The 12276-nt window shown below is 38.4% G+C and carries 14 protein-coding genes and 1 pseudogene; 13 read left to right on the top strand and 2 right to left on the bottom strand.

The window, feature by feature from the left end:
- Positions 1-26 precede the first annotated feature (26 nt).
- The 6 genes from PU629_RS16330 (at position 27) to PU629_RS16305 (ending at position 5676) form a co-directional block, all read left to right on the top strand.
- Positions 27-1841, top strand: coding sequence for a M3 family oligoendopeptidase (locus tag PU629_RS16330; RefSeq protein ID WP_275281114.1), 1815 nt, complete (start codon positions 27-29; stop codon positions 1839-1841).
- 256 nt (positions 1842-2097) lie between these two features.
- Positions 2098-2364, top strand: a complete 267-nt coding sequence (locus tag PU629_RS16325; RefSeq protein WP_275281113.1) for a hypothetical protein — start codon at positions 2098-2100, stop codon at positions 2362-2364.
- A 94-nt stretch (positions 2365-2458) separates the two neighbouring features.
- Positions 2459-2902, top strand: a complete 444-nt coding sequence (locus tag PU629_RS16320) for a hypothetical protein (protein ID WP_275281112.1) — start codon at positions 2459-2461, stop codon at positions 2900-2902.
- A 180-nt stretch (positions 2903-3082) separates the two neighbouring features.
- A complete protein-coding gene (locus PU629_RS16315) occupies positions 3083-3475 on the top strand; it encodes a hypothetical protein (protein WP_275281111.1) in 393 nt (130 codons plus the stop codon).
- A gap of 304 nt (positions 3476-3779) precedes the next feature.
- The gene (locus PU629_RS16310) at positions 3780-4982 is read left to right on the top strand and encodes an MFS transporter (RefSeq protein ID WP_275281110.1); all 1203 of its coding nucleotides are present in this window, start codon (positions 3780-3782) and stop codon (positions 4980-4982) included.
- Positions 4983-5205: 223 nt separating this feature from the next.
- Entirely contained in the window at positions 5206-5676 is a 471-nt protein-coding gene (locus PU629_RS16305) for a GNAT family N-acetyltransferase (RefSeq protein WP_275281109.1), read from the top strand.
- 71 nt (positions 5677-5747) lie between these two features.
- Here PU629_RS16305 and PU629_RS16300 read toward each other — a convergent pair whose 3' ends face one another.
- The gene (locus PU629_RS16300) at positions 5748-6122 is read right to left on the bottom strand and encodes a YugN family protein (RefSeq protein ID WP_275281108.1); all 375 of its coding nucleotides are present in this window, start codon (positions 6120-6122) and stop codon (positions 5748-5750) included.
- A 299-nt stretch (positions 6123-6421) separates the two neighbouring features.
- Here PU629_RS16300 and safA point away from each other — a divergent pair, with 299 nt between their 5' ends.
- From safA to hepT, 3 genes and pseudogenes are all read left to right on the top strand, one after another.
- On the top strand, positions 6422-7009 hold the full coding sequence (safA, locus tag PU629_RS16295; protein ID WP_481900519.1) for a SafA/ExsA family spore coat assembly protein: 588 nt from the start codon (positions 6422-6424) through the stop codon (positions 7007-7009).
- Between the two features lie 157 nt (positions 7010-7166).
- Complete coding sequence (locus tag PU629_RS16290) at positions 7167-8207, top strand: CAP domain-containing protein (protein WP_275281106.1); 1041 nt, start codon at positions 7167-7169, stop codon at positions 8205-8207.
- Positions 8208-8829: 622 nt separating this feature from the next.
- A pseudogene (gene hepT / locus PU629_RS16285) lies at positions 8830-9036 on the top strand (type VII toxin-antitoxin system HepT family RNase toxin); the annotation flags it as partial.
- A gap of 270 nt (positions 9037-9306) precedes the next feature.
- Here the strand turns inward: hepT and PU629_RS16280 are convergent.
- On the bottom strand, positions 9307-9807 hold the full coding sequence (locus PU629_RS16280; protein ID WP_275281104.1) for a PaaI family thioesterase: 501 nt from the start codon (positions 9805-9807) through the stop codon (positions 9307-9309).
- A 327-nt stretch (positions 9808-10134) separates the two neighbouring features.
- Here PU629_RS16280 and ylbD point away from each other — a divergent pair, with 327 nt between their 5' ends.
- The 4 genes from ylbD to PU629_RS16260 all read left to right on the top strand — a co-directional run bounded on the left by ylbD (position 10135) and on the right by PU629_RS16260 (position 12249).
- Complete coding sequence (ylbD, locus tag PU629_RS16275) at positions 10135-10644, top strand: spore coat protein YlbD (RefSeq protein WP_275281103.1); 510 nt, start codon at positions 10135-10137, stop codon at positions 10642-10644.
- Between the two features lie 6 nt (positions 10645-10650).
- Positions 10651-10893, top strand: a complete 243-nt coding sequence (locus PU629_RS16270) for a YlbE-like family protein (RefSeq protein WP_275281102.1) — start codon at positions 10651-10653, stop codon at positions 10891-10893.
- A gap of 98 nt (positions 10894-10991) precedes the next feature.
- Entirely contained in the window at positions 10992-11429 is a 438-nt protein-coding gene (locus PU629_RS16265) for a YlbF/YmcA family competence regulator (protein WP_481900448.1), read from the top strand.
- Between the two features lie 526 nt (positions 11430-11955).
- Positions 11956-12249, top strand: coding sequence for a YlbG family protein (locus tag PU629_RS16260; protein ID WP_275281101.1), 294 nt, complete (start codon positions 11956-11958; stop codon positions 12247-12249).
- Positions 12250-12276: the final 27 nt, after the last annotated feature.

Below are 12276 nucleotides of genomic sequence, written 5' to 3'. Positions count from 1 at the left end.
TATACATATTATGGGGGAAGTAACTAATGGAGAAAATAGGCTATTCAAAAATGTGGAATTTAGATAAGGTTTTTATGGGTGGAAGCAAATCAAGTCAATTTTTAAATCATATCAATCGAATAGAATCTCTTGTGAATGAATTAGAAGATAGTGTTAAATCATTGATGATTACGCCACTTTCATCAAATGAAAACTTTAAAGTAGTCCATTTAGTTGAAAGCATCGGAAACATTAGCTTGTACTTATCACAAGCTAATTCGTTTATCACCTGTCTCCTTGCAGAAAATCCAAAGGATCAAGATGCTGGCTTCTTACGAGGAAATGTTGGTCAAGAAGAATCCCGTTTTGAAAAACAATTATCGATAGTAAAGAAGATATTAACAAATACTAATGAAGATGTTTGGAAAAATATACTTGAAGCCGAAGAATTACAAGAATATAGATTTATTCTAAACGAATGGCGTGAAAATGCAGATAGGTATTTGTCAGATGAAGAGCTAAATTTAATTTCTGATTTAATGGGTGATGGGTACCATGCCTGGGGACATTTTTATAATGATCTAGTAAGTAGCATTAACGTAAATATTCAAATTAATGGCAAAATAGAAAGTCTATCAGTTGGACAAGCCATTAACTTGCGGTCGCACCATAATGAAGAAGTGCGCAAAGAAGCTCATTATGTATTAGAATCTACTTGGAAAGAGAAAGAACAATTATTTAGTAAAATAATAAATCACATTACGGGTTTTCGTATACAAGTAAATAAAAAACGCGGGATAAAAAGTGCATTAGAAGAGCCTTTGAAAAAGAACAGAATGAAGGAAGAGACGCTGAATACGATGTGGAATGTAATTAATAAACATAAACAACCTTTCTCGAATTACTTGAAACGAAAAGCTGAATTGATAGGTGGATCAAGTATGAAGGCCTATAACTTTTGGGCTCCAGTTACACAAAGTAATCAAGAGCTAAAATTCGAGAAAGCGGTTGCGCTTATTCTGGAACATTTTAGTCAGTTTGGAACTGAGTTAGAAGGCTTTGCTAGACAAGCTTTTTCAGAAGGTTGGATAGAAGCCGCAGATCGACCTAATAAGTCCGCTATTCCTTTCTGTGCTGGTTTTCCACTCACAGGTGAATCAAGAGTCTTTATGACATTTAGTGGCACTTTTTTAAATGTGTTAACTCTTGTTCATGAGCTCGGCCACGCTTTTCATAATCATGCCATGAAGTCTGTAAATGGGTTGAACAAGCGTTATCCGTTAAGTATTGCTGAAACTGCTTCAACTTTCTCTGAAATGATTGTTTTTGATGCAGCTATGAAAAAGGCGAATTCAAAAAAAGAACAATTATTTATACTGGATGAAAAATTAAAACGCAGTGTAATGAACTTTATGAATATCCATTCGAGATTCTTATTTGAAAAGAGACTTTATAAGGAACGTAATGAAGGTATGGTTTCAGCCGAACGACTAAATCAGTTAATGGAAGAATCCATAAATGAGGCGTATGCTGGATCACTAGAACAACCTTCCATTTATTCTTGGGTTTGGACTCCGCATTATTATCTTACTCAATCGCCTTTTTATAATTTCCCCTATACTTTTGGGTATTTATTTGCATTGGGAATTTATGCAAAGGCAAAGGAGAAAGGAAAAGACTTTGAGAAAGATTATTTGATCTTACTTCGTGATTCGGGGAGTATGGCTGTGGAAGATTTAGTTATGGAACATCTAGGGGAAGATATTACTTCAGAAGAATTCTGGGAAAAAGGAATGGAATTATGCGTAAAAGATGCGGAAGAATTCATGGACTTAACTTCTAAAATTGTTCGAGGATATTGAAACCCTATTGCTTTTCCCATTGTTATAATATGGCCATTATTAACTTAATGTGGAAGTGATTTTTTTCATAAGGAAGCGTTTTTTCAATATATATGAAGAGGCGCTTTTCATTTTTTTGACCATAAAAAGGAAAATAGTGCTATGTTAAAAATATAGAATATTCGGGTGCTTCGCTAACGGTAAGGATTATAAAAAAGTCTCTTTAGACCCATAAGAATAATTTTCTTTTAATCTGAGAATCAAAGGGGAGAAAGATTTGGAGATTGGTGGTCTTGCCGGTATTTTAATTGGCTGCATTATCGGGCAATTGTTTGCGTTGTTAATTCCAAGTTTAAACTGGTTCTTAGGCGCTGTAATCTTGTTTATTGGTGGAGTAACATTCTTTGTTTTATTCAACAAATACTTTACCTTCAGAACGAAAATCCAGTTTTTAAAAAAGAACATTCATCCCGTTTTATGGTACTGTGTTGCCATCTTCATTTTTTTAGTGGAACAAATCATATTCGACAAAATTAACTTTTAAATTTTTTTCTTTTATGAACGGATGCTTTTATGTAATAAGTAATTATTTGAGTTTCGTATTCAACGGTTCAGGTTTAAAAGGAGTGAGAAATGATTTGGTTACAAAATCAAACCAATGGTGGAAAATAATCTTTGGATTAGTCAATGAATTAGATGAGAATAACATCACATATAGTTTTGATGCCTCAACTTCACTTTTTGTGAACGGAATTGATAATTTTGATATGGAAGATTTGGATATTATGATTCAATGGGATTGTTATGAAATTGCCTTTAGAGTTTTTGGAAAATACAGTCCAACATCTATAAGCCAGAAAAACGGTTTTTATCATTTCAGATTTTATATTAATGATTTGGAGATACACTTAATGTCTTCTGACCAAATCAATTATCTAAATAAAGACCCAGATCGAGTATGTATTCAGAAGGATGGTGTGAAAATTTGGTCGAAATCGATTCATTTTTATAGACGTTACACAAATAACCCTTACCTCAAAAAGGTAATTGATGAATATATTCATAAAACTAAGGATAATTGAAATTAGATTTGACATTTTCAAGTAGCTTTAAGCTATCTTATATTATATTTGAAGGTGAATCATGATAGTGTGAAAATATGCACTTAAGTTACGAATTGCTGAATAAGACGGTCACCGTCGCTTATTCACCTATAGGTCAGTTATTGGAAGAACAGTTTAATTAAACGGGGAGGAAACTTAGTGATAAAGGTACTTATTACTATATGTTCATTAATGGTAATTTCAATGCTAACAGCCTGTAATGGTGGGCAATCCTTACTGTTTACAGGAGAAAGTAATCATTGGAAAGGAGCGTACACTACAAATGCTGGTGGGAATAACGAGGATGGGACTTTTACTTTTACATTTAATGACGGCGGTAAGCCAACATTTAAAAATTTAGAGGTTGATGTTTCTGGTGGCAATGGTCATCCTGTACTTAAAGAAGACTCTCATACGGGTTCAACAATAAAAATAAATGAGTCCGGCAGTGGTATTGCGACAACAAAAGCAAGCACAGTATTTAACGTAACTATCAAATGGGATAACAAATACAAAGAAACATTTTCTTTAAAATCAAAGAAGCATAATTAAACGTCTTATTAAACAAACGGATCCAATAGGTTAACAAAAGTGTCGTCATCGCTTATTTAACATAAGGATAACTTAAATAAGCAATTCATTTTTATGTCCTATCCATAAGGTAAATAGTGTTAAAATTAAAATAAATCTCTGATTAGTCCGTCAGACAGAAAAAATGGACTGCAAACGAATGTGATAAATCTACATCCCCCAGGTTTATCCGATCTATGAAAGGGGCTAACATTCGATGAACAGGCCAATTTAATCATTCCCCATTTCAAGCTAAGATTCAATTGAAATAGTGGGGGATGTAAAATTGAATAAAAATTTTTCTTTATTACTTGTGGGTCAGGCGATCGCAACTATTGGCGATGTATTGTATATGGTAGCTGTTATTAGTAAGATTTTTGTTTTAACGGGTTCTGCGGCAGTCTCGTCTTTTGTTCCGTTTACGGTTACATTGTCTATGTTCTCGTCGAACCTCCTGACACCTCTTTTGATCGGTAAAGTGAATTTAAAATGGTTAATCGCGGGTTCACAAGTTGGAAAAACTGTTTTGATTGTTGTTTTAAGTTTTGTGTTAATTGGAGTCACCGTATCCAACTTTTACTGGATCTTCTTAATTATTGCGTTGATTGCTTTTCTTGACGGTTGTGCGAATCCAATCAAACAAACATTGATTCCGCATTATGTGGAACTAGAACATTTAGTTCAAGCGAATGGTCTATCGGAGACAACGACTCAAGTCATTCAAACGGTTATGTGGTTCGTCGGGAGTTTTTTGTTACTTGTTTTAGGTTCTTTGCACCTCATAATGGGAGTTGCCGGTTTATTTGGTTTATCCAGTATTCTGTTAGGTTTTTTAGACAATGTAAGTCACCAAACGAATAGAACGGTAGGAACATTTGAGCCATTAAAAGAAGGATGGAAAACTTTAGTTCAAATCCCGTTGCTGAAAACGGTTGCTCTAATGGAACTTCTAGAAAATATGGCAGGAACGGTATGGATGGCTGCCATTCTTTTAGTTTTTGTAAGAGAGGCTTTACACGTTGACCAAAAGTGGTGGGGATTCATAAACGGTGCCTTCTTTTTAGGGCTCATTTTTGGAAGCGTTTATTGTGTCAGATATTCTTCTTTTGTTGAGAAAAAAATAAGCACATTTATTTTGGTCGGCTCAACTGTTAGTTTTGTCGTGACGTTAATGTTTAGTTTAAATAAATTTCCAATGATAGCCTTAATGTTGTCTTTCTGTGTCGGGATCTTTGGGCAACTAAAAACGATACCGCAACAGACAGCTATCCAAACAAGTGTCCCCAAAGAACAATTATCAACCGTGTATACGTCATTAAGTGCTATTGGAACAGGCGCTTTTGGAGTCAGTTCCCTCGCAATGGGATTCCTGTCGGATTGGTTAGGAATCCGAGTTGTTTTCGCGATCTCAGCGCTGTTATTAGCCGCTGTAAGTAGAATTGTTTTAAAAAATAAGTCATTATTCGTGAGGAAGGTAGCGCAGGAATAAGTTTTGAAGGATTGTGATTCCCGAACCTTTCTTAAATAGGAAAGCTATTTTTTGTGGGGCGATTGTTCAATAGGACAATCGCTTCTTTTTAATGGTATTGTGGGCGAGCTAAATGATGCAGCCCATTCAATAATAGTCTATCTTTCAATTTATTGCATAGGATGGGAAAGGACAATCGTATCTAAAAAGAATGTATTCGATTAATGACAAGAGGTGATACTTGGTGATTAGAGAGCTCAAACCAAATGAGCAGAACGATTATGTTGAGCTTTTGAAGCGACTAGATCAAGAGAGTCATTTTTGGGCCATCGACAGCCCTTCTTTCTTTGCAGATTCATCTGATGGAACAGGGCGAGTCAATCCTATTTTTGGATTGGTGGAGGAGGAGTCTCTCATTGGTTTTGTCGCCATTGTGCGGCATTCCCATGAACAAATCGCTCACCGGGCACAGCTGATGATTGGCATTTTAGAAAAGTACCATGGTAGAGGGTATGGCAGAGAACTGATCAATAAAGCCATTTCTTATGCGAAAGACCAACAGATTAGGCGCTTGGAAGTGACCGTTATGGCTCCAAATAAGAAGGCACTTTGGTTGTTTGGACGGGCTGGCTTTTCAGTTGAGGGTACACGAAGAAAGGCTGTTCGAGTGGATCAGGACTATGTAGATGAATTTTATATGAGTTTATTTCTATAAAATAAAGAGAGGCTGCTCCTAAAATGTAAGCTTTAGGGCAGCCTCTTCGTTATTTAAAACAAAGTAAAAAATCATGAGTGCGTAGCGTTTGATTGAAGTTCTGTTAGAGCCTCTTCAATGATATGAATTCGGTCTTTGCATTTTTCAAGGACATTCTCTGGAAAAATTTCATTATATTCGATCCCGTGAGGATAATAATGGCGGCCAACATAAGGGGTTCCTAATTTGACCACACAATCGCGTTCTTCAATCCGGTTTTGGATGGCCGTACCAGGAATTCTAAAATAGTAAACGCTGCCGTCATGAGCAAATTCAAATTTAAAGTCATAGGTGACATGCCTATAATCCCATGCTCCGCCGCGAATCATTCCCGCCATTTTCATAACGTGTTCAAGAATAGGAAATGAAATTTCAACGCTTTCAATTTTGGTCTCTTCAAAACGCATGATCCTTGCCTCCTATTTATGTTCTTGTAAACACTTACCCAATTTTAATAATAGTCTGTCTAATTTAGAATTGCAATGAAATAACGGCATTTTGTGTGAAAGATTCATTAATCGATCAATATAAAAAACGAACCAACATGGGCTCAACTTTACAGAACACGCGCTATACTGACTCCTGCCATTATGAAATGGACTAAGTTTGGAAAAACTAGGGATACAGATTGGCAGGAGGAGGCCATTTAACTAAAATGAGGCAATTCATCATATTAGGGTTATTTGTAGGAAGCTTAATGATTTGGATGGGGGCTTTTCACCCAAAGGAAGCTAAGGCAGAAGCTGGGACGACCACAGCTTATATCGTTCAAACAGGTGATTCTCTATGGAAGATTGCGAACAAATACCAAGTGGGGTTAAGCGAGTTGATTCAGGCCAATCCACAGATTGATAACCCTCATTTAATTTATCCGGGTGAAAAAATTAATGTTCCTAAACTTACGGCTATAAAAAGTTTTGAGAACCAAGTTATAAATCTAACAAATGCTGAACGCACAAAAAGGGGACTTCCTGCTTTAAAAGCAGATTGGCAGCTTTCAAGAGTTGCAAGGTATAAAGCGATGGATATGCGAGATAATCATTATTTCTCTCACACTTCTCCTACTTATGGGTCTCCCTTTACCATGATCACAGATTTTGGTCTGTCGTATACAGCAGCAGCAGAAAATATTGCAGGCGGTCAGGAGACCCCGCAGGCTGTCGTGAATGCCTGGATGAACAGTGCCGGTCATCGAGCTAATATCTTAAGCACCAAGTATACCAATATAGGAGTTGGCTTCGCTGAAGGCGGAAGCTATGGGTACTATTGGTCAGAGATGTTTATTCATCCATAACTCTGTAAGAAGCAGGAAGAGAGCCATTCTGCTTCAAGAGTCAACGCATATCTGCTAAACTAAAAAAGGCATCAAGCTTGTTCTTGGTGCTTTTTCAATTACTTGAATAGTTGTAATTCTCTCCCTTATATGATAAGGGATTAAAAGGAGGATGTTGGTGTTTTCTTATTTTAACCGCTCGTTCCTTGTTCTCGCTTGTTTCATTTTTGCAGCGGCTTTTCTGTATAAAAATATGGGCGGCTTCAAAAACGTTGTCCCTCCATTAAACGAAGCAGGAACACAATTGGGGAGCCATAATGTCAATAAGTCTGCTACGGTTATTCATTCTGATGAGATGAGTACCTATTTAAACCAATCTACTGCTAAAATACTTAATGTTTTTGGCAAGCCATCACGGAAAGATCCCACTCCTTTTGGTTATGAATGGTGGATATACGGAGAAGGCAGTGAATCCTATCTACAGATTGGGATTGCGAATAATCGGGTTGTCACGATCTATGCGCTTGGTAAGAACTTGAAAACGGCTCCTTTTGCTATTGGTTCTTCCTTGCCTCACTCAATTAAAGTATCCCAAACGCCAACGATCCAAGCTAAAGACGTTCAAGTAACCTTTGAGCTTCAGCAGGATGATCTGGATACAAGACCGCTCGTTCAAGTTGGAAGCAATTGGGCGGAGCTCTATATCGATCAATTTACAGGAAAGTTAACGAGTATTCGTTATGTGACCCCTCAAGTGTTAATTGAGCAAAGGCCTTTTAACATGGAATATCAAGGTGTGTTGCCAAAAGCACCCTCCTTAACCTCCAAGGATTGGGAAGACATTGATCGAGCGGAAGAAAAGGAAATTTGGGCGATTTCAAATGTCCTTAGAGTGAGGTATAAGGTTCAAACTTTAAAGTGGTCCCCTCAAGCAGAAAAGGCGGCTTATCTACATAGTCAGGAAATGGATATTAAAAACTATTTTTCTCATGATTCAAAGTGGCAAGGGAACTTGACGGATCGGCTTAAAAAACAGAACATTAACTTTCAATTAGCTGGAGAGAATATCGCTGCCCATTATGAAGACGGCATTTCGGCTACGATCGGCTGGCTGAATAGTGAAGAGCATCGGAAAAATTTGCTTCACCCTGATTTCACAGAATTGGGGCCAGGCGTTTATCACGATTATTACACACAGGACTTTGTTCGACCGTTTTAAAAATAAATGGGCATAAATTGAGAGACACTAGTGGAGAGGGCACAGTCGATTCTGCCAGAGGTTATTGAATGGAGACATCATTTGCACGATCTCTTGATTAAATCGTTTGATACAGAGGTTATATCAAGGGACGTCTTTTCCTATTCAAACCCCCAAAAAAATAGGTATTAGAAAATATAATGAGAAAGCTGACAAGAAATTGGACACTCCAAAGGGTGGGAATTCTTTCGACCAAAGGGGGAGTCAATGGCGATGTAACAGTACGCATTGATCTCATCTACTCTGATAAAAAAGAGGTCAAACTCCCAATTAAAATGAGTCTGAACCAAGATGCATCTTCTTTTTGGGGGCAGATTTCTCCCGTGTTTCTTAGGCCATTTTTCTTGGATCGGTGTCATTTATGAAAGCGGAAATAGACTCGCTTTCCGCGGGCAACGCTTCAGCCTCCTCGGAAGAAAAGCACTTCCTGCAGGGTCTTCAGCTGTTGCTTTTCCCGCAGGAGTCTCGCCAATTCCGCTGGGTAGTTGAAATTTGTGATGAAACTCATTCAATCTGTAGTTTTTGTATTCGATAGAGCACATCCCAGAAGAAGTTTTGATAGACAAAGCTTGAAGCTAGTTTGAAATCGTCTAGAGAAGCCTTCGATTTACTTGTTCAAAATGACCTTTTATCTGTTGAATTATCAAAAAGCATGAAATCCATGGTCGGTTTTCGAAATATCGCTATTCACGACTATCAACGATTAAATATAGATATACTTGAAGCAATAATAAATGAGCATATAGGGGATTTCAAACTTTATGTCGAAGAACTAAGAAAGCCCCTCTAACGCAGAGGCTTTCAGATTGTAGACAAAAGGCACTCATTCAGTGAAGTGAGTGCCTTTTGTCATCCTTAAATGGTTTATAAGGACAGAAACAAATAGGAAGCGTAGTCAAAATACGGAGACGCCTGTGGGAACAGCACATGTCTGAAGCCCCCGCGGAAAGCGACGTATTTATTACTTTTATCAATGAAAAACCGAACCCATCACGTTGAAAAGGGGTGAATAAGTTCGGTTTTTCTATTCGTAAACTACGTCTGTCCCAGTCTCTTCTCATTAGTTTTTTCGCTTAATAATAAAAAAGGACCCTGTCGATGTTGCAACAAGCTTTCCTTTATCGTCTTTAATTTTACAATCCATTACACAAAGGCGGTTTCCTCTGTGAACAACCTCTGAACTGGCGTGAAGCTGCTCCCCCAATGCTGGGGCTATGAAATGAATGCTCATTTCGGAAGTAACCGCAGCTTGATTATCGGGAAGTAACTGGAAGACATGGGTCCCCATAACGGTATCAGCAAAAGTAGCCAGTATGCCTCCATGAGTAATATTTAATGTGTTCAGAGTGAAGGGATTTAAAGTAATAGAGGCTTTATAACCGTCACTCTCGGTTAGTTTTCCTTGATAGTTAAGAAGGCCATTGATATAAGTATGGGTCAGATCCGCATCCTTTTGCTCGGCCCCTTGAATACAAGCGGATACGGCATCCAATGAAGCATCGGAAGCGGTTTCTAGAAAGTGTTGGAACTGTTGCAATAAGGCTTCTCTTTTTGTTTCCATTTAATCTCCACCTCCAGCCAATTGTCTTTTCTTTTTAGTTTATCAATAGACTCTTAGGAAAACAATGAAGGGGCACTTTCCCATTTGTCTTCCCTTAGTTACAGATGGAAGAACGTTTCAGGTGATTTTCGTAACTTTTTATACATTAAGGAAATTTTGGCAAGGAACAAACTAAGTATAAGGGCAACAGGGCCAACGCTTTGGTGCCAGCTGCAGACCTGCACGAGGATTCTAAGATGGAAGCTTCAAGATGGCAGTTTTCGCACACTTTTGAAGGTCTTGCTTATATTAATAATAGGCATTTATCAAAAAGTAGGGTGATTTGAAATGGTAAAGACGACAAAGAAGGCGGTTGACGACTTTAAAGCCTTTGTTAAGAAATATCCAAGTTTAGCCAAAGTGAAACGGGAAAATGACCTTTCTTGGCAAGATCTTTTTGAAGAATGGGTGTTGTATGGAGAAGATAAAGAGTTTTGGAAGGAATACGGTATTACGATAAAATCAACAGGTCAGGAACGGAAATTGTTTAATTTTGGTACGGGATCAGGGACGGATTTGTCGAAATTAATGGGCATTCTCAACCAAATTGACCCAGAGGACTTACAAGAAAAGTTGAAACAAGTCGACAGTGCTTTGACGACCCTTTCAAGTTTTATTGGTTCCTTTACGTCTTCAACGAACAGTCAATCCGCGAATACGGGTTCCATGCAGCAAGGGCCGATGAATCCGATGGGACCTGGGATGATGAATGGCATGGGCCAAGGTCAAACTCAAGGCCCGGGAGCCTTCACTCCATTTAATCCGGGACCTAATTACTCATTCTATAATAGGGACTGATCGTGAATGAGAAGAGAAGTGATTTACAGGCTGGATCAAGACCCAGAATTAAAGCAATTTATACGCCTGCATCCAATATGGTACAAGAAATTAGCGCGGCAACCGCACTTACTCTCTGAAATGGAGTCTCAGGCGAATGACTTTTATGGAAAATCGTTCTCAAAAAGGATCGAGAGAATTAGTCAAGGACTCGGAATGATAAATATGATGCTTGAACTTGCGAGCATGCAAAATGAAGAAAACAGTTAAAAGACCGGCCTAGCGGATGGGCTGGTCTTTTGCTTTTGGAAGATCAGACTCTACAATGTCAGCAGAACGTGTTAAACTAAGGAGAGGAGGTGACAGCTTTGACAGCAGTTTTAGATACAGTTACTTTATTTGATTATACAGATGGTCTTGTTGAGATGTTAAGACAATCCGAGCCATTTGAACGATATAAGGAATCCAAGAAACGGCTGGAACAGGACCAACAGGCGATTTCCCTTCTTCGCCGATTTGTTAAACTGCGAGAGCGGTATGATGAAGTCCAGCGTTTTGGTAAATATCACCCCGATTATCATGAGGTTATTCAAGAGATGATGGAGGTCAAACGAGATGTTGACCTGAACGACATCATTGCTGAGTATAAGCAGGCTGAGGCTGAACTCGAGAGCCTTTTAAATGATATAAGTTTGTCCATTGCTGGAGCCGTTTCTCCGTCGATTAAGGTCCCAACAGGTGATCCATTCTTTGACCGTGGCTGCAGTGGCGGCTGTTCAACGGGCGGTGCTTGCGGCTGTCATTAAGGAATGAGGCGGGTTAAGACATTCTGCCACTGAAAAGACAGGGCGTCTTTAACATCTACGGTGACCGCTTTATAATAAGATGAAGGAGGGACGAGTTGTCTCTCCTTTTGTTTATTTTAGCCCTTTTCTATAAGATTGTTGCTATTGGGAAAAAAAGGGGCGACCATTCCCGAGACGCCTGCGGGAACAGCAAGCCAGCGCGAAACCCCGTAGGAAGTAATCCGAGGAGGCTCTTGCGGATTACCGCGGCAAGCGAGTGTTTTTGCATTAAGCAAAAACACAAAGTTTACGAAAACAGCTTATTTTATGAAAAATTAGCCTTAGGTGACTTAAGAAAAAACAAGTGAATGATTCGCTGCCAAATTTATTTTTACATAAATAATGAAAGCGGATAACTGGAAAGCGCTCTTAGGGCAAAAAAACAGTTCTTGAGGAAAAAAGAGCGGTATGTTAGACTTTCAATTAGTCAAGACCCTTTTGCACATAATTGCAGAGTCTGATAAAAAGACGTTATGGGGAGGTTCTCGTGAAAGAGCGTTCGGGTATTATTGTGTGGCTGCACAGTACTAAGAATATTAAAGCTTTAAGGCGTTTTGGGAGTATTTATTATTATTCACGGCGTCTCAAATATGTATCCATGTATTGCGATTTAGACGAACGAGACGAGATCATCAAACGTCTTGAAAAGCTGAGGTTCGTTAAACGGGTTGACGTCTCTTTTCTTCATGAAATTAAAAGAGAGTATTCTAAGAAAAAGGGGAAGGATCAGTATGGAAATCCATATGACCTCGAAGATCCGTTAACCCTTTTACCAAGTTAAAAAGTTAACTAACCACATACGGACATA

The sequence above is a fragment of the Pullulanibacillus sp. KACC 23026 genome, from assembly GCF_029094525.1.
Classification (GTDB): domain Bacteria; phylum Bacillota; class Bacilli; order Bacillales; family Sporolactobacillaceae; genus KACC-23026.
Note: the sequence above shows the minus strand (reverse complement) of the source record. Positions and strands in the feature narration are given on the sequence as shown.